The sequence below is a fragment of the Anaerobacillus sp. QJM3NY_17 genome (assembly GCF_056173665.1).
Window position 1 is genome coordinate 1956686 of sequence record NZ_CM149685.1, and the last position, 16743, is coordinate 1973428.

Here is a 16743-nt window from a genome sequence, read left to right on the forward strand (position 1 = left end):
CTGTACTATAACATATATGTTATAGTACAGGTCTTTTTGATTTCGACAAAACTAGTGAAGGCTAGCCTCCATGTATAGACAATCATTTTATGAGAACTCATTTATACTTTCTTTTATATGAGTGGATTCTTGGGCAGGGGGGAGTTATATGAGGCATTACGAAATGTACTTCGTTAAGCAGCACATTGCAGAACAATATGCTGGTAAGGAGCATCTGTTGTATCAACTTTTCCTCGAAAGGAAGCGGGCCATACAGGCTGATCAGAAAGAGCTTCTAGAAAAACAGGTAGCCTTTATTACAGAGCCTGTGGAAGAAGAAGAACTAAATACCTGTTTGGTCAATGAATTGGGTGGCTTTCGCACGTATGAATATAAAAATGAAGGGCATCGATTGTGTATTAAACAATCTAAAAGTGATGCATCTTTATTTGTAAGAAGCGAGAAGATAAATATATATGCTAGCGGATCAAACGAGGCTGAAACAGTCTTTTTTGAAGTGATACGAAAATTAACTCCTTCGTTCTTTGCGATTGACTTCCAATCCGGTCGATACGGGTGGCTTAACCCGATTAAACAACAGAAACTAGTTTGAATAAACTCCTACTATTTTAATAGACGTTATTGTATAATCATTAAGGGTTGTAGTACACTATTGGAAGAGAAAGAATAAGGAGGAAATCTAGAATGTGGTGGATGTACACGCTTGTGGGCGTGCTAGCGTTGATTGCTGGAGTAGCACTTGGCTTTTTTATTGCCCGCAAATATATGATGGACTATTTAAAGAAGAATCCCCCTATTAATGAAAATATGCTTCGTGTAATGATGATGCAAATGGGGCAAAAACCTTCTCAGAAGAAGATTAATCAGATGATGAAGGCTATGAATAGTCAAATGACAAACAACGATAAATAGCTTATTGAGCACTCTGGTAACAGAGTGCTTTTTGTATGGAGTAATTTTGGTTGACGGGTCTAATTGGTGTGATGGTATGATAGATTAGACTATAAAAAATCAGGAAGTGTTCACATGACAATGAAAAATTTAGTAGTAGCAACAGGTCTTTCGTTCGCGCTTTTAGCCGGATGCCAGGCGGGAGATGACGAGCAAACGTCTAACCAGACAGAGAATCAGTCACAGAATGATGGACAGACGAATAACGGCTCCTCGAATAGTATTGAAAATAATGATGGAAACCAAAACAATAACAAGCAAAATGATAGCAGCAAGAAAGAAGATGAAGAAAGCGATCAAAGCGATGAGGCCAAAAAGGATAAATCAGCAGCGTATCCAACGATGGCTGAAACAGTTGAGAAAAATGGAGAGAATTTAACTGTAACGAATCCAGACAGTATTTATGTTGTGGCAAATAAAGAGCGAAATCTACCTTCAGACTTTGTGCCCCAAAATCTTGTGGAACCGGATGTTTCTTCATACGCACCAAAAGATGATCCTAAAAGGTTAATGGTCAAGGAAGCGGCTACAGCGCTTGAAAAAATGTTTGCCGGTGCAAAGAAAGATGGATTTGAATTAAAAGCTGTCTCTGGCTACCGCTCCTATGAGCGACAGGAAGCTATTTTTGCTTATAATGCTGAACAGCGTGGCGAAGAAGTAGCGAACCAGGTTAGCGCTCAGGCGGGGCAGAGTGAACATCAGACGGGATTAACGATGGATATTAGCACGCCTTCTCTAGGAAGCTCTCTTACCGAAGAATTTGGCAATACGCCAGAAGGTAAGTGGGTAGCAGAGCATGCGCATGAATATGGCTTTGTTGTTCGTTACTTAAAAGGAAAAGAAGATATCACTGGCTATCAGTATGAGCCATGGCACGTTCGGTATGTGGGCAAGGAAGCGGCTTCTGATGTTCATGAAGCGGGCGTTACGCTTGAAGAATTTTTCTCTGAAGAAAAATAGTTATGGAATGTTCATAGTTTGAATAAGATAAATCGTTTACAATAGAGGTTGAAATGGTAACGACATGCACATGATAAGATCATGCATTAGACAGGGAGTAATTTAATGGCAGATTTGAACTTGTTTTTAGCGTTCGGAGCCGGCTTTTTATCGTTCATCTCACCGTGTGTGCTACCGCTTTATCCAGCGTTTATTTCTTATATCACTGGGGTATCCGTTGACGACTTGAAAGAAGAACGAGGAATGATGCAGAAAAGGGCAATTCTTCATACGATCTTCTTTTTAATAGGGTTTTCAATTATTTTCCTCGTATTAGGGATGTCAACATCGCTCGTTGGAAATTTATTTATTCAGTACAAAGAGCTGCTTCGTCAAGTTGGAGCCATTTTGATTGTGGTATTTGGACTTGTAGTAGTAGGTTTTTGGACACCGGACTTTCTAATGAAAGATCGCAGGTTAAAAATTCGAAACCGCCCATCTGGCTTTGTTGGATCGATTTTAATTGGGATGGGTTTTGCGGCAGGTTGGACACCTTGTACAGGGCCGATTTTAGCTGCGGTTATTGCGTTGGGTGTTTCAAACCCTGGAGCTGGCTTCATGTACATGGTAGCTTATACGCTTGGTTTTTCTGTTCCATTTTTCATTCTGTCCTTTTTTATCGGTCGAATGCACTGGATTAAGAAAAATAGCCGGTTCATCATGAAGGCTGGCGGGTACTTAATGATTGTAATGGGAATCTTGCTTTACTTTAACTTTATGACAATGTTTACATCGTTCCTTGTAAATAACCTGTTTGGTGGATTTCAAGGATTTTAATAAAGAAAGGGTGTAGAAGTGTGAAGGGGACAAATGACCTTATACTTAAAACGACGACTACGATTATCGTCTTTATTATTCTAGGATTTTCAATATACTTATTCTTCGCTGGTCATAATGCACCTGGTGGAGGTTTCATCGGAGGACTTATGTCGGCGGGTGCTCTGGTGCTTCTTTATATCGCTTATGGCTTTAAAACCATGAATAAGGTCATCCGCATTGATTTTAAGAACTTTATTCCGATCGGTCTTCTGATTGCTGTTCTCACTGGCGTCGGTTCCTTTCTTTTTGGACAGCCGTTCTTGAGTCAGACAGACGCGTACTTTGAGCTTCCGATTCTCGGTCATTCTCACCTCGCGACAGCAATGTTATTTGACCTAGGCGTTTATTTTACGGTTGTCGGTGTTACGATGACGATTATCCTAAGCATTGCGGCAGATGAAGGCGAAGAAGAACTTTCAAAAGTAAATGGTTAATGTGAAAAGAACGGTTGTGCACCGTTCTTTTTTTCATGCGCTTGTATTTTTTGTCTCTTCCACATACAATGGAAATGATGGGTAGTACGGTATAGGTGAGGGATGAGTATATGCTGATTTTAAGTACAGTTGTTGGAGCTATGATGGCTCTTGCGATGGTAGTAATCAGGTTGAAAGCTTCAAAGAAACCTGCAACAATAAGGAAAATAATACTTCCGCCCTTTTTTATGGCAACTGGTTTTTTGATGTTCGTTGTTCCGGATGCAAGGGTTCCGTGGTACGAAGCGATTGAAGCGCTATCAGTTGGAGCGGCTTTTTCGTTGTTATTGATTCGGACGTCTAAGTTTGAAATTAAAGATGATCAAATTTATTTAACACGTTCAAAAGCTTTTGCGTTTATTTTGATCGGCTTACTTCTAGTAAGAATCGTTTTTAAACTAATCATTGGCGAGTCAATCCCTGTGCTTCAAACAAGCTCGCTTTTCTTCGTATTAGCATTTGGTATGATCGTTCCATGGAGAATTTCGATGTATTATCAATTTAAGAAAACGGAACGAAGCCGAGGACACAGTGGTCGACTTCATCAAACATTACTTTAAAAAAACTCGTTTAGCATCTGCTAAACGAGTTTTTTTATTGAAGCAAATGATGATAGGGGCTCATATCAATTCGCTTTTCATTTAATTTTTTCACGAGCCATTTGTGATCTCGTTTTGGAGTAGCGATAATATACCCTCGAATTATTAAGTCTTGAGACATATCTTTCGCTTTTTCTTTTAACGCAAGCTCGCCAATTGTTCCTGCAATCTTATACTTAGCAATATCTCGAAACAATTCAGGCACAGGTGCGACTAGTTCGTCTAATAACTTTTTTTGATCACTGCTCCACATATGCTTCGTTTGTTCAATGTAGTGCTCTTGCCAGTCAAGAGTTGACTTGCCATCTTCTTTTGGAAGGCGCTTGAGAAACTTCCGAAACATAAAGAATCCACCAATTGCAATTAGTGAAATTAAGATCACTGTCCATCCAACGATAAACCATTGAAACCATCCTGCCAACGCACTCACCTCATGGCATCATAATATAAACTGTATGAATACGGTCACATTATACGCCGAAAGCGCTTTTTAATCAAGAGGGTAGGGGAGTTACGTTTCTATCGTAGACGATGATGAAGGTGTGAAGTTGACTACTTCGACGACGATAGGGGTGTTTAATAATAGGGACGTAGCGGCAGGAACGTTAAATGCTAACTCTCCGACACCTGTAGCTCCTGGTGTATAAGTTGAGAGGTCCTGCATTTGTAAGACACCATTTACATATACGTTAAAGTAGCTATTGTCTGTATTTAGTGTAGGTAAAGTTGTTACCGCGGCTCCTGTATCATCAAAGAAATCTGCCGCATCAATTGTTAGAGTGGTTGCGCCGATAATTAAGCTAGTTGTGTTATAGAAAAAACGTTGGGTATCAGGAGTGGTCGCAACAGTAGTCGTCACGTTAGCTACAATTTTCATGATTTGTAAGGCCATTCGTTCACCTCCTGTCGTTTTATAATATGCTCTTAACAATATTATGTAAGGGGACAAACATTAGTTTTAATTCGTTAGTAAAAAATTGTGCGTTGTGTAAAGAGAGGAGGGGGTCTAGTAATGAATAAGAGGAGCACCGATCGCTATAACAATCCAAAAATTATGCTACCTATTATAAATTCGAAACCATTCAGAGCGAAGCTTCCGGCGAAAGTGCGAGTTTACGAATACTTTGCTATTGCAAATGGATATCAAAAAACCTTTACAGACAAAGACGCCGTAAAAGGATATGGTAATCATCAAATTTTATCGTGTAAGGACGTTTCCTTCATGAATCTATTTATAAATGCAGTACTGCAACCTGAAATGAATTATAAAGTAGATGAGGGGATCTTAATACTTTTGACCGAAGATGCGCCGATTGAAGGAACGGCCATTATCTTGCAAATGATCAAAGTTTAAAGAATGGCGGGACTGTGTGGGAATCGAACCCACCGAAGACGGCACGCGCCTCCCAGGCGGTTTTGAAGACCGTGGCACTCACCAGACGTACAACCAGCCCCATATAAAAAGTATTACGCTAATATAGTAACGGAAAAAATTGATTAATTCAACACATGTGCTCAATAAGATTATTCTAAGAAAACTTTAAGTAAAACACCAAGTAAAGTTTTACTTAAATGTGTTTGTGCAGATTTTCATCAAAGACATTTGTCGAAAAAGGTCTAAACAATTTCGAAAGTATACATTAATACGGAAAAATCAGATGAATCGACAAAAAGCGTATCTTTTCCCATTATTCGTGATTTCGACAAATTGTTCAAATGAAACAGTTTTCTATAACGAACTATAACAGATGCTTGGGTGGTACAGTGGTGAAAAGCCGGTGTAACAGTTTTGTCTGTGGATAGCTGTGCATAACTTTTTAGCTATACATAGGTGAATATATATACATAAGTGAATGGAAAATGAAACGGTGATTTTAAGAAAGCAATGGTTTAAATTTGCATCCTGTTACGACATTTATTAAGGTTAATAAATGATGACAGTTGATTGGCGGGTGTGAAAGTGAACTATTATACAATTGGTCTAGCTGGACACATTGACCATGGAAAAACAACGTTGACTGGAGCGTTAACAGGAATCGATACAGATCGTTTGAAGGAGGAAAAAGAACGAAACATTTCAATTGAACCAGGTTTTGCTCCTTTTCATTTATCTGATGACATGAAAGTATCAATTATTGATGTTCCGGGCCATGAACGGTTCATTCGTCAAATGATTGCGGGTGTTGCAGGAATAGACCTTGTTGTTCCAGTCGTAGCGGCGGATGAAGGGGTTATGCCTCAGACGAGAGAGCATTTGGAAATTTTATCGTTGCTTGGGATTGAACGATCGATTATTGCGATTACTAAAGCAGACATGGTTGACGATGAGATGCTTCATCTTGTTAAGGAGGATATCCTTGAATACATAAAGGGCACTGGATTTGAAGGATCACCGCTTCATTTCGTCGATGGCAAGAGTGGGCGAGGTATTGAGGAGTTGAAAGAGAGTATTCGTGCCTTTTTAAAAGATGTTCCTTCGAGAAATAAAGGAGGAGCGCTAAGGTTACCGATTGATCAGATTTTCACGCTACAAGGTCACGGAACCATTGCGAGAGGCACGATCTTTGATGGGGAAATTCAAGAAGGAGAACTCGTTACACTGTTGCCAGACCGTGTAGCTGCTAGAGTAAGACAAGTCCAGACACACAGTCAGAAAGTGGAAAGGGCTTTTGCTGGCCAGAGGGTAGCAGTTAATCTAGCAGGACCTAATAAGCAAGAATTGACGAGAGGACAGGTGATTGTTAATTCTAATCACTATGCTGTTTCAACTACCATCGACCTTTCATTCACCAAAGCGCTCACGATGTCGTATGACTTGAAACAGCGATCAGAAGTAACGGTTCATATTGGTACTGCTGAAGTACGTGGGACGATTGTGTTTTTTGATCGAAACACTCTTGAGCCTGGAGACCGAGAAGATCTATTTTGTCAGCTCCGTTTACATGATCCCGTTACAGCAAAGAAAGGAGACCGCGTCATCCTTAGACGCCCTTCCCCGGTTGAGACGATTGGTGGAGGAAGCATCTTAAATGTTGCGGGAGAAAAATACAAATTTGGCTCAGAGACAATTGCGAAATTTGAGCAGATGGTGAAAGGAACGCCAGTCGAACAACTTGTTCAGATTCTTGAACAAGAGCACCTATTATCAAAAGAACAGGTGATGCAGCAAATTGGTTTAAATGAAAAATCCTTTCAACAGCTTATTGATGATTCGGAAATTGTAAGTATCGACAATGGCGTTACATCTAAAGACGTTTTAACTCGGATCGTTGAAGCCATTCACAACTTTGTACAGGGCTATCATGATCACTTTCCGATGCGAAAAGGACCACGCAAGGCGGAGGTCGTTCAAGATTTGAAAAAAACTTATCCTAAAAAAGTAATTGAAGTTGTCCTTCAAGCAGAGCTGAAAGAAGATATGTTGCAAACAGGGCCATTCTTATCAATGACTGGTTTTGAACCCACGATGCCTGATGCCTGGAAAACACGTATGACCCAAGTGTTCAAGAAGTTACTTGAACAGGGTGTGAATGTTTCACCGATCGATCGCTTGATCGAGGATCAACAAATCCCAAATTCCCATCAAGCTGAATTGAAGAAATTCTTATTAGAAGAGGAAATCGCGGTAAAATTAACAGATGACTTATATGTTCACAAAGAAAATTGGAGTCGCGTTGTGCGAGATTTAAAGGAAGGCACTGATAAATCCTTCACTCTTCAACAAGCTAAAGACATTCTGAATCTTAGCCGTAAATATCTGGTGCCGATTCTTGAGCGACTTGATGAAGAGAGCTACACAATAAGAAAAGGTCAGGAAAGATATTGGAGATTAGAGAAATAGATCGATGCTTAGGAGTGGAAAAAAATGAAAAGATTTATGATGTTTACACTGGTGCTTATGCTAGGAATACTTGCCGCATGTAGCTCAAATAATAGCGAAAATGCTTCAGAAGAGAAAAACAGTGAGTCAGAAGATAAGGCCTTTACAATTGGGGTTATTCCTGTTCAAACAGAAGGTGAGATTGAAGAAGCGATGACGAAACTTCAAGGTGAACTTTCCGAGAAGTTAGATCAAGAAGTAGAAATCACAACGTTTCCAGATTATAACGGTGTTGTAGAAGCGATGAATTATGATCAAATCGATATGGCCTATTTTGGCCCGCTTACTTACGTGATTGCTCATGAGAAGAGTGGTGCAAAAGCGATTGTTACACAGCTAATTGACGGTGAGCCGTTCTATCATTCTTATATCATCACAAATGCTGAGAACGAGTGGGATACGTTAGAAGACTACCTTGAAGATAGTGAAGCAAGAAGCTTTGCATTTGGTGATCCGAATTCTACTTCAGGATCCCTCATTCCATCAATCGAGCTTCAAGACAGAGGAGTTTTTGAGGATCAAGACAAGAACAAATTTGCTTCTGTAGCGTACACCGGATCACATGATGCAACGGCTTTATCTGTTCAAAATAAACAGGTTGACGCTGGTGCGATTGATAGTGCTATTTACAATCAGCTTCTTGAGTCAGGAAAAATTGATGGAGATCAATTAAAAGTCATTTGGGAGTCAGAAAAGCTATTCCAATATCCGTGGGCTGTTTCAAAAGGTACGGATGATGAGACGATTGATAAGCTTCAGAACGCATTTTTATCGATTGAAGATGAAACGATTTTGAATGCATTTGGTGCGTCCGGATTTACGAAGGCTAGTAATGACGATTATGAGAGTATTAGAAGCGCTGCTGACAAACAAGGGTTATTAGACGAGTAAAATGGCCTGGTTTAAATGGAAGCACCTTATCCTCTTCCTTGGGGTTATTCTATTGATTGTGTGGAGCATTGGGGTTACGGAATTCGACGTAAGGAAATTCAGTCAATTTAGCAACATGTTGGACTTTCTTTCCAATTGGTTTCCGCTAAATACTTCAGTGCTTCCGACAATGCTAAAAGCAAGTTTAGTGACGCTAGGTATGGCGTTTCTAGGAAGCTTTGCTGGTTTACTTATTGCACTACCTGTTAGCTTGTTGGCAGCAAAAAACACGGCTGGGCCCTTCTACGGAGCAGTTCGCATTGTGTTAAGTTTTGTACGATCTATTCCAGAAATTGTACTAGGCTTGATGTTCCTTACAGTTGTAGGGCCTGGCCCGTTTGCTGCAACGATTGCCATTATTGTTCATAATGCAAGCGTGCTTTCTAAATTAATTGCAGAGTTAATTGAAGCGGCTGATAAAGGCCCTCAGGAAGCGATGAAAGCGGTAGGAGCTCGTCCACTCACTGGTGCTCTTTTTTCTGTTTTTCCTCAAATCTGGCCAAACGTTTTATCCCATTATTTCTACCGTTTCGAAGTCGCTATCCGAACGTCGCTCATGCTTGGACTCGTCGGTGGCGGGGGAATTGGACAACAGCTGTTTGTTCATTTTAAAACATTTCAATACTCAACAGTTGCGGTTGATGTCATGTTGATTATGGTGATTGTCATCGTCGTCGATTTTCTCGGAAGCAGGGTGAGACAGTATGTTATGTGAAGAAGCGTTATTAACGATAGAAAATGGTTCAGTGCGTTATCGAAATGCCGATACTTCTGCACTAGACGACGTTACGCTCACTTTTCATAAAGGAGAGTTTGTCTGTATTCTTGGAAAAACTGGCGCTGGTAAGTCGACACTCATAAGGACATTGAATGGCCTCCAGGCTTTAACTGAAGGTGATATTCGATATAACGGTAGTACGTTCCGTCAACTGGATCGAGAGGGACTTAGAAGTAAAAGAAAGACTATGGGAATGATCTTTCAGCATCATCAGCTCATTCCGCGTTTAACGGTTCTGCAAAACGTATATACAGGATTATTTGGTTCTCGTTCAACTTTTCGTAACCTGGCAGGATTGTTTAATGAGGAAGAAAAGAAGTTAGCAGTGGACGTTATTGATCAGGTTGAATTACTTCCTCATCTAAATAAGCGCGTGGATTTACTGAGTGGGGGGCAGAGGCAGCGAGTTGGGATTGCGCGAGCTCTTGTTCAAACTCCCGATGTTTTTCTAGGAGATGAGCCTGTAGCAAGTCTTGATCCTGGTACCGCCAATCGGATTTTTCAGCTTATTCAACGGTTGCATCAAGAACACAACTTGCTAACGATTATTAATGTACATGATGTGAAGTTAGCAAAGAGGTACGCGACTAGAATTGTAGCTTTAAAAGAAGGTCGCGTTGTTTTCGATGATCAACCTGAAGCGCTCACTGAGGAGTTAGAAGATATGCTGTATGAAATATAAAAAAGGAAGTTGGGGACTCCCCAACTTCCTTTTTTTTATTTGCTTGCGGTGATCGCAAATGAGTCTTTTTCATTTACATGACCGACAATGTGAGCTGATTTCCCTTTACCATTCATACGTGATACATATTCGTTTGCTTCTTGCTCAGGCAGGCTAATTAATAGGCCGCCAGAAGTTACCGCATCACATAAAATGAATTGCTCAAGCTCTGTTAGGTTTTCGTATTTGACAGTTTCAGCTATCCAGCGGTGATTTGCTTTTGATCCACCCGGAATATAGCCTTGCTCCGCTAACTCGACCGTACCAGGTAATATAGGTACGGTGTTGTAATCAATCTGAATACTAACGTTGCTACCAGTTGCCATTTCATAAGCGTGTCCAAGTAAACCAAATCCAGTCACATCCGTAACAGCATTTGGAGTTAATCCCGATAGCTGTTCTGCTGCTGTTTTGTTTAGCTCAGCCATCGTTTCAGATACACGCTGAAGCTGTTCGGCAGTAAGCTTTTCGGGCTTGATCGCAGTCGTTTGAATTCCCACACCAATTGGCTTTGTTAGCACAATAGCGTCGCCAGGCTTAGCGCCGACATTCATTAGAATTTCATCAGGATGTACAAGTCCGGTTACGGATAATCCAAATTTCGGCTCTTGATCATCAATGGAATGTCCCCCAGCAGTGACGGCGCCGGCTTCATCTACTTTATCTGCAGCACCTTTTAGGATTTCTGCAAGTATAGAAGGATCTAAATTTTTAATAGGGAATCCTACAATGTTAAGAACGGTCTTAGGTACACCGCCCATTGCGTACACATCACTTAGTGAATTGGCTGCGGCAATTTGTCCAAACATATATGGATCATCAACGATAGGTGTAAAGAAGTCTACCGTTTGAATCATGGCGAGTTCATCAGTTAGGCGGTATACGCCTGCATCGTCAGAAGTTTCCACACCGACAAGTAAATTTGGATCTTTTTTCTTGTTAGGTAATTGACGCAAAACTTGCGTCAGGTCCTCAGGACCGATTTTGCATCCTCAACCACCTTTTGTCGAAAGAGACGTTAAACGGATTTTTTCTTGGTTCGACATATGACCACCTCCTCCCAAGAGTATAAATCTTTTCATCGCTTTTTTGAAATGATATAGTATGAACAACTTAAAATTAAGTAAGAGGAGGCTTTTTTTATGAAATACAATGTTACAATCGAATTCTGTATGCAGTGAAACTATGCACCTAAAGCCGCGAGTTTCGCGGAACAATTATTTAATCATTTCAGACACGAAATTGGTTCACTTGAGCTAATCCCTGGTTCAGGAGGCGTGTTTGAAATTACGGTGAATGACAAGCGAATGCATTCGAAAAAAGAAACTGGTCACTATCCTGATCTCGAAGCATTTATTATAGATATGGAAAATACAACGTTCTAGATGGGCACCTCCGGGGTGCCTTTCGTGTCGCTATAGGAGATGAGAGCTTTGAAATTACTGAGAGAACTTCCGCCGATTCATCAAATTCAAGAAGCATTACTTAATGAAAGCGTTGGAAGCGAGTTACCTCACAATGTGCTAAAACAACTGATTCAACAAGAAGTCAATGACTTGCGGGACTCTTTGTTGAGAGATACATATACGGGAGGCTCAGAGGGGAGAGAAGCCTTTCAATATGAAATCATGCAGAGCGTGAGGGCGAAAATTGGATCTTCCAAAGAGTTTAACTTAAAGCCCGTGATCAACGCCACTGGAGTCGTTCTGCATACAAATCTTGGCAGAGCGCGTTTAAGTGACGTGGCTATTGATCATTTGGTGCAAGTATCTAAAAGTTATTCGACGCTTGAATATAATCTGCAGCAAGGAAAGCGCGGATCCCGCCATACAATCGTCGAAGATGCTATTTGTAAAGCAACAGGTGCAGAGGCCGCTATGGTTGTGAATAACAATGCAGCTGCAGTCTTTCTTATATTAAGTGCCCTTGCGAAAGAAAGGGAAGTGGTCGTTTCTCGAGGAGAGCTTGTTGAAATTGGCGGATCTTTTCGCGTTTCATCAATTATGGAGGAAAGTGGTGCTAAGCTTAAAGAAGTAGGGACGACAAATAAAACACATCTGTTTGATTATGAAGCAGCAATCAACGAAGAAACGGCTATGCTGATGAAAGTGCATCGTAGCAATTTTTCAATCGTCGGGTTTACAGCTGAAGTAGAACGAGAAGAGTTAGCCTCCATAGCGACGAAAAACCAGGTTGTTTTTTATGAGGATTTAGGGAGTGGGGCGCTTTTTGATTATCGAGACTATGGGATTGGCGAAGAGCCTACGGTGCAAGAAACGCTTGCTTCGGGTGCTGATCTCGTTTCCTTTAGCGGGGATAAACTTTTGGGTGGACCACAGGCAGGAATGATTGCTGGGAGAAAAGATCTGATCAATCGGTTGAAGAAGCATCAGCTCGCTCGAGTATTGCGCGTCGATAAGTTCACGCTTGCTGCCCTTGAGGCAACGTTACAGCAACACACGTTTGAAGAGGCTGCTAACATACCAGCTATAAGAGACATTACAAAAAGTGCGGACGGGATTCGAGAGCGCTCAGAACTCTTTCAGCAAAGACTTGAAAGAAAAGCGTCTCATTATAGTGTTGAGGTAGTGGAGGGAACTTCACAAGTTGGGGGAGGTACTATGCCTTCAGTCGAGCTACCTACTTATGTCATCACCCTTCAAACCGATCAATACAGCGTAAATGAACTAGAAGAATCTCTTCGTCTTAGTAACACACCAATCATTACAAGAATTCAAGATGGAAAAATACTGATTGACCTTAGAACGGTAACAATCGAGGAAGAAGACGACATTTTGCATAGCTTGATTCAAATACCAAAATAAAAGACGGCCACTTCGGCCGTCTTTTCTAATTGAAGTTTAAAACCCTTCGCCATTCTTTTGCCTCGTGTGGTTTCTGTTTTTTACTTTATGGGAGCCTTTCATTGGCTCTGGTTGGCCAGTATGCCCTTTAGGAGCGTTTTTTCGAATGTCTTTGAACGTATTGCTCTCAGTCATATGAATCCCTCCTTACGCTTTAGTATGGTCAGAATGACAGTGCTTATTCCTGTCGAATAGGACGCTTTGTCCTGGTTACACTATGATGAAAGCTTAAGAAAAGGAGGTTGGTTAAATGCCTTACAATAAAGACAAACAACAGAGTTTCCAAGCAGCGCAACAAGGTTACGAACAAGCTGTTGACGCCAAGAAAGAAATTGTGGTGAGTAGTAGTGGATACGGTAAAGACCTGAAGCATTTGCAACAAGAAGTCGGTGAAGCGAAAGAGCAGATTGAGAGTGCATTAATGAGTGCAACAGAACATCAGCGTGCGCAATTACTTCAATTTCAGCAGGATTTGCAATCGATTGAAGCAGAAATGAATCAAGAATAAGAATGAAAACCCGTCATCACCTGATGACGGGTTTCAAGCCTATTGGCGTTTCTTTGTCTTTTTATTATATTGACGCTGCTCTTGTGTCATATGCTCGTTTGCATATTCATTGTCATAGCCTGCGCCGTTTCCTTGAGCATCGGCATCATTCATTCCTGGACGCACACCGTTTGCTTTTCGCTTACCCATATTCATCACCTCCCTTCATCTAATTTTTCCTATAAGGGAGAAAATATGTAGTGATAAGTTAGACTTATCAATAGCAATAACAATCTTGTTATTTACTTATGTTTAGAAATTTACTAAACTGGATAAAGGGTAGTTGAAAACGTTTTTTCGACATCCGCTTTGTTATGCAATTTGGAGGAGGGAACTACATATGGCAAATCATGAACTTTATAATTCCAAAGCAACATTCGATGCCAATGGTAAATCATACTCTTTCTATCGTCTTCAGGCGTTAGAAGAAGCAGGCATCGCTAAGGTAAGCAAGCTCCCTTACACGATCAAAATTTTACTTGAGTCTGTTTTACGTCAATATGACGGTAAAGTGATCAAAGAAGAGCACATCGAAAACCTCGCTAAATGGGGAACTAGCGAGCAGAACAAAGATATTGACGTACCATTTAAACCTTCACGTGTCATTCTTCAAGATTTTACAGGTGTACCTGCTGTTGTTGACCTTGCGTCACTTCGTAAAGCAATGGCTGATATCGGTGGCGACCCTGACAAAATCAACCCTGAAATCCCAGTGGATCTTGTTATTGACCACTCGGTACAGGTTGATAAATACGCATCTGAGGATGCGCTTGAATTTAATATGAATAAAGAATTTGAACGTAACCTTGAGCGTTATAAGTTCCTTAAATGGGCTCAAGATGCATTTGATAACTATCGCGCCGTTCCACCGGCAACTGGTATCGTTCACCAGGTAAACTTGGAGTACGTTGCGAACGTTGTTCAAGAAAATACAGTTGATGGCGAGAATGTTGCCTATCCAGATACATTATTCGGAACGGACTCACATACAACCATGATCAACGGTCTTGGCGTACTTGGATGGGGTGTAGGCGGTATTGAAGCTGAAGCTGGAATGCTTGGTCAGCCTTCTTACTTCCCGGTTCCTGAAGTAATCGGTGTGAAGCTTACTGGAGAACTTCCGAGCGGAACAACAGCAACGGATCTTGCGCTAAAAGTGACTCAGCTTCTTCGTGAGAAAAAAGTTGTTGGGAAATTTGTTGAGTTCTTCGGACCGGGTCTATCAGGCATGCCGCTTGCTGACCGTGCAACAATTTCCAATATGGCACCAGAACAAGGTTCTACATGTAGCTTTTTCCCAGTTGATGAAGAAGCCCTTGAATACATGCGCCTAACTGGTCGCTCTGAAGAGCATATTAACCTTGTGCGTGAATACTCAATTGCTAACGGATTGTTCTACACGCCAGAATCAGAAGATCCTGAATTCTCAAGCGTTGTTGAACTTGATCTTGGAACGGTAGAGCCAAGTCTTGCTGGTCCTAAGCGTCCACAAGATTTAATTCTTCTTTCCGATATGAAAAAAGAGTTCAATAAAGCAGTCGTTGCCCCTCAAGGTAACCAGGGTCTCGGTATGGATAAGAAAGAATTCGACAAGGAAGCTGTTGTTAAATTTAACGATGGAAAAGAAGTAACGATGAAAACAGGTGCAGTTGCGATCGCAGCGATTACAAGCTGTACAAATACTTCAAACCCTTCCGTTATGCTTGGTGCGGCTCTTCTTGCGAAGAAAGCTGTTGAAAAAGGACTACAAGTTCCTGAATACGTGAAAACAAGCCTTGCTCCAGGATCAAAAGTTGTAACAGACTATCTTGATAAGTCTGGACTTATGCCTTACCTTAGAGACCTTGGTTTCCACCTAGTTGGTTATGGCTGTACAACTTGTATCGGCAACTCTGGTCCACTTAAAGAAGAGATTGAAGATGCGATTGCGAAGAGCGATCTTACGGTGACTTCTGTACTTTCAGGTAACCGTAACTTTGAAGGACGTATCCATCCACTAGTAAAAGCAAACTATCTTGCTTCACCACCGCTTGTAGTTGCTTATGCTCTTGCTGGTACTGTAGATTTCGATCTTCATTCTGATTCATTCGGTAAAGACAAAGACGGCAACGATATATTCTTGAAAGATCTATGGCCTTCAGCAGAAGAAATCAAGCAAGCCGTTGCTGAAACAGTAACACCAGAAATGTTTAAGCGTCAGTACAAAACAGTATTCGACGAAAACAAACGCTGGAACGAATTAAGCACAAGTGAAGGAGATCTTTATAACTGGGACGATGAGTCTACTTATATTCAGAACCCTCCATTCTTCGAGAATCTTTCTAAAGATCCTGAAGACATTCACGAACTTAAAGACCTTAGAGCGATCGCGAAGTTTGGCGATTCCGTTACTACGGACCACATTTCACCAGCTGGTGCGATTGCGAAAGATATGCCTGCAGGGCAATATCTACAAAATAACGGCGTTCGTCCAATTGACTTTAACTCTTACGGATCACGTCGTGGTAACCACGAAGTTATGATGCGCGGTACGTTTGGTAACATTCGTATTCGTAACGAAGTAGCTCCTGGCACTGAAGGCGGCTGGACAACATTCTGGAACACGGATGAAGTTATGCCGATTTATGATGCAGCAATGAAATACAAAGAAGAAGGAACAGGTCTAGTTGTTCTTGCTGGTAAAGACTACGGCATGGGAAGCTCACGTGACTGGGCTGCCAAAGGAACAAACCTTCTTGGAATTAAAACGGTTATTGCAGAAAGCTACGAGAGAATTCACCGTAGTAACCTTGTGCTGATGGGTGTGCTTCCACTTCAATTTAGAGATGGTGAGACTGCAGATACGTATAACCTTACTGGTAAAGAAACGTTTGCTGTTGAAATCACAGAAAACGTGAAACCACGTGATGAAATTAACGTAACGGCAACATCTCCAGAAGGCGAAACGCAAACATTTAAAGTACTTGCTCGTTTCGATAGTGAAGTTGAAATCGACTACTATCGCCACGGCGGTATTCTTCAAATGGTTCTTCGCGACAAAATTGCAAATTAATTTAGAAAAGGATGGCTCTTGCCATCCTTTTTTATTGTGCTTTAATTTGTTGACAACATAGCTAGAAAGATGACGACATAGCTTAAATGTTCCAAGAATAGCAATGTTCATGGGCAGAACCCAATAAAAT

Annotated in this window: 19 protein-coding genes, 1 tRNA gene and 1 pseudogene; 15 read left to right on the top strand and 6 right to left on the bottom strand. The window is 41.1% G+C overall.

Annotation, left to right across the window (positions count from 1 at the left end; genetic code table 11):
- The first annotated feature begins 148 nt into the window (after positions 1–148).
- The 6 genes from sirA to AC0VYV_RS10430 all read left to right on the top strand — a co-directional run bounded on the left by sirA (position 149) and on the right by AC0VYV_RS10430 (position 3802).
- On the top strand, positions 149–592 hold the full coding sequence (gene sirA / locus AC0VYV_RS10405; RefSeq protein WP_475367316.1) for a sporulation inhibitor of replication protein SirA: 444 nt from the start codon (positions 149–151) through the stop codon (positions 590–592).
- A 92-nt stretch (positions 593–684) separates the two neighbouring features.
- A complete protein-coding gene (locus AC0VYV_RS10410; RefSeq protein ID WP_098443499.1) occupies positions 685–912 on the top strand; it encodes a YneF family protein in 228 nt (75 codons plus the stop codon).
- Between the two features lie 114 nt (positions 913–1026).
- Positions 1027–1911 carry a M15 family metallopeptidase gene (locus tag AC0VYV_RS10415; RefSeq protein ID WP_430242514.1) on the top strand — a complete coding sequence of 295 codons (885 nt, stop codon included), beginning with the start codon at positions 1027–1029 and terminating at the stop codon, positions 1909–1911.
- A 105-nt stretch (positions 1912–2016) separates the two neighbouring features.
- Positions 2017–2727: a cytochrome c biogenesis protein CcdA gene (locus AC0VYV_RS10420; protein ID WP_475374801.1), complete on the top strand. Its 711-nt coding sequence runs from the start codon at positions 2017–2019 to the stop codon at positions 2725–2727.
- Between the two features lie 20 nt (positions 2728–2747).
- On the top strand, positions 2748–3203 hold the full coding sequence (locus AC0VYV_RS10425; RefSeq protein WP_475374802.1) for a Na(+)/H(+) antiporter subunit B: 456 nt from the start codon (positions 2748–2750) through the stop codon (positions 3201–3203).
- A 110-nt stretch (positions 3204–3313) separates the two neighbouring features.
- Positions 3314–3802 carry a CcdC family protein gene (locus tag AC0VYV_RS10430; protein WP_194221505.1) on the top strand — a complete coding sequence of 163 codons (489 nt, stop codon included), beginning with the start codon at positions 3314–3316 and terminating at the stop codon, positions 3800–3802.
- 34 nt (positions 3803–3836) lie between these two features.
- On the opposite strand, the gene AC0VYV_RS10435 is transcribed toward AC0VYV_RS10430, so the two are convergent.
- Both AC0VYV_RS10435 and AC0VYV_RS10440 read right to left on the bottom strand, forming a co-directional pair.
- On the bottom strand, positions 3837–4262 hold the full coding sequence (locus AC0VYV_RS10435; RefSeq protein ID WP_404682171.1) for a DUF2621 domain-containing protein: 426 nt from the start codon (positions 4260–4262) through the stop codon (positions 3837–3839).
- Between the two features lie 90 nt (positions 4263–4352).
- Positions 4353–4733 carry a DUF4183 domain-containing protein gene (locus tag AC0VYV_RS10440; protein ID WP_475374803.1) on the bottom strand — a complete coding sequence of 127 codons (381 nt, stop codon included), beginning with the start codon at positions 4731–4733 and terminating at the stop codon, positions 4353–4355.
- 120 nt (positions 4734–4853) lie between these two features.
- Here AC0VYV_RS10440 and AC0VYV_RS10445 point away from each other — a divergent pair, with 120 nt between their 5' ends.
- Complete coding sequence (locus AC0VYV_RS10445) at positions 4854–5195, top strand: DUF4183 domain-containing protein (RefSeq protein WP_475374804.1); 342 nt, start codon at positions 4854–4856, stop codon at positions 5193–5195.
- A 4-nt stretch (positions 5196–5199) separates the two neighbouring features.
- Here AC0VYV_RS10445 and AC0VYV_RS10450 read toward each other — a convergent pair.
- Positions 5200–5296 (bottom strand) — tRNA-Sec (locus AC0VYV_RS10450).
- 499 nt (positions 5297–5795) lie between these two features.
- Here AC0VYV_RS10450 and selB point away from each other — a divergent pair.
- From selB to phnC, 4 genes are read left to right on the top strand one after another with little or no spacing between them, the layout of a single operon-like run.
- Complete coding sequence (gene selB / locus AC0VYV_RS10455; protein ID WP_475374887.1) at positions 5796–7682, top strand: selenocysteine-specific translation elongation factor; 1887 nt, start codon at positions 5796–5798, stop codon at positions 7680–7682.
- Positions 7683–7706: 24 nt separating this feature from the next.
- On the top strand, positions 7707–8612 hold the full coding sequence (gene phnD, locus AC0VYV_RS10460) for a phosphate/phosphite/phosphonate ABC transporter substrate-binding protein (RefSeq protein WP_475374805.1): 906 nt from the start codon (positions 7707–7709) through the stop codon (positions 8610–8612).
- A 58-nt stretch (positions 8613–8670) separates the two neighbouring features.
- Positions 8671–9366 carry a phosphonate ABC transporter, permease protein PhnE gene (gene phnE / locus AC0VYV_RS10465; protein ID WP_322098510.1) on the top strand — a complete coding sequence of 232 codons (696 nt, stop codon included), beginning with the start codon at positions 8671–8673 and terminating at the stop codon, positions 9364–9366.
- Positions 9356–10111, top strand: coding sequence for a phosphonate ABC transporter ATP-binding protein (phnC, locus tag AC0VYV_RS10470; RefSeq protein WP_430242499.1), 756 nt, complete (start codon positions 9356–9358; stop codon positions 10109–10111). The genes phnE and phnC overlap by 11 nt, the downstream gene beginning before the upstream one ends.
- Before the next feature lie 35 nt (positions 10112–10146).
- Here phnC and selD read toward each other — a convergent pair whose 3' ends face one another.
- A complete protein-coding gene (gene selD / locus AC0VYV_RS10475) occupies positions 10147–11196 on the bottom strand; it encodes a selenide, water dikinase SelD (RefSeq protein WP_430242498.1) in 1050 nt (349 codons plus the stop codon).
- 147 nt (positions 11197–11343) lie between these two features.
- Here selD and AC0VYV_RS10480 point away from each other — a divergent pair.
- A pseudogene (locus AC0VYV_RS10480) lies at positions 11344–11535 on the top strand (Rdx family protein); the annotation flags it as partial.
- 39 nt (positions 11536–11574) lie between these two features.
- Positions 11575–12975 carry an L-seryl-tRNA(Sec) selenium transferase gene (gene selA / locus AC0VYV_RS10485; RefSeq protein WP_475374806.1) on the top strand — a complete coding sequence of 467 codons (1401 nt, stop codon included), beginning with the start codon at positions 11575–11577 and terminating at the stop codon, positions 12973–12975.
- A gap of 36 nt (positions 12976–13011) precedes the next feature.
- Here the strand turns inward: selA and AC0VYV_RS10490 are convergent, their stop codons facing one another.
- A complete protein-coding gene (locus AC0VYV_RS10490) occupies positions 13012–13149 on the bottom strand; it encodes a small acid-soluble spore protein P (protein ID WP_098443510.1) in 138 nt (45 codons plus the stop codon).
- Between the two features lie 115 nt (positions 13150–13264).
- Here AC0VYV_RS10490 and AC0VYV_RS10495 point away from each other — a divergent pair, with 115 nt between their 5' ends.
- Complete coding sequence (locus tag AC0VYV_RS10495) at positions 13265–13522, top strand: hypothetical protein (protein ID WP_194221513.1); 258 nt, start codon at positions 13265–13267, stop codon at positions 13520–13522.
- Between the two features lie 39 nt (positions 13523–13561).
- On the opposite strand, the gene sspO is transcribed toward AC0VYV_RS10495, so the two are convergent.
- Positions 13562–13711, bottom strand: a complete 150-nt coding sequence (gene sspO, locus AC0VYV_RS10500) for a small acid-soluble spore protein O (RefSeq protein WP_194221514.1) — start codon at positions 13709–13711, stop codon at positions 13562–13564.
- Positions 13712–13901: 190 nt separating this feature from the next.
- On the opposite strand from sspO, the gene acnA reads away from it, so the two are divergent.
- Positions 13902–16613 (top strand): aconitate hydratase AcnA, encoded by a 2712-nt coding sequence (gene acnA, locus AC0VYV_RS10505; RefSeq protein WP_194221515.1) that lies wholly within the window; start codon positions 13902–13904, stop codon positions 16611–16613.
- The last annotated feature ends 130 nt before the right edge of the window (positions 16614–16743 follow it).

Excerpts from the sequence above, each read along its gene's own strand:
- sirA (WP_475367316.1), top strand. The coding sequence starts at position 149 with ATGAGGCATTACGAAATGTACTTCGTTAAGCAGCACATTGCAGAACAA.
- AC0VYV_RS10410 (WP_098443499.1), top strand. The coding sequence starts at position 685 with ATGTGGTGGATGTACACGCTTGTGGGCGTGCTAGCGTTGATTGCTGGA.
- AC0VYV_RS10415 (WP_430242514.1), top strand. The coding sequence starts at position 1,027 with ATGACAATGAAAAATTTAGTAGTAGCAACAGGTCTTTCGTTCGCGCTT.
- AC0VYV_RS10420 (WP_475374801.1), top strand. The coding sequence starts at position 2,017 with ATGGCAGATTTGAACTTGTTTTTAGCGTTCGGAGCCGGCTTTTTATCG.
- AC0VYV_RS10430 (WP_194221505.1), top strand. The coding sequence starts at position 3,314 with ATGCTGATTTTAAGTACAGTTGTTGGAGCTATGATGGCTCTTGCGATG.
- AC0VYV_RS10440 (WP_475374803.1), bottom strand. The coding sequence starts at position 4,733 with ATGGCCTTACAAATCATGAAAATTGTAGCTAACGTGACGACTACTGTT.
- AC0VYV_RS10445 (WP_475374804.1), top strand. The coding sequence starts at position 4,854 with ATGAATAAGAGGAGCACCGATCGCTATAACAATCCAAAAATTATGCTA.
- phnD (WP_475374805.1), top strand. The coding sequence starts at position 7,707 with ATGAAAAGATTTATGATGTTTACACTGGTGCTTATGCTAGGAATACTT.
- phnC (WP_430242499.1), top strand. The coding sequence starts at position 9,356 with ATGTTATGTGAAGAAGCGTTATTAACGATAGAAAATGGTTCAGTGCGT.
- selA (WP_475374806.1), top strand. The coding sequence starts at position 11,575 with ATGAGAGCTTTGAAATTACTGAGAGAACTTCCGCCGATTCATCAAATT.
- AC0VYV_RS10490 (WP_098443510.1), bottom strand. The coding sequence starts at position 13,149 with ATGACTGAGAGCAATACGTTCAAAGACATTCGAAAAAACGCTCCTAAA.
- AC0VYV_RS10495 (WP_194221513.1), top strand. The coding sequence starts at position 13,265 with ATGCCTTACAATAAAGACAAACAACAGAGTTTCCAAGCAGCGCAACAA.
- sspO (WP_194221514.1), bottom strand. The coding sequence starts at position 13,711 with ATGGGTAAGCGAAAAGCAAACGGTGTGCGTCCAGGAATGAATGATGCC.
- acnA (WP_194221515.1), top strand. The coding sequence starts at position 13,902 with ATGGCAAATCATGAACTTTATAATTCCAAAGCAACATTCGATGCCAAT.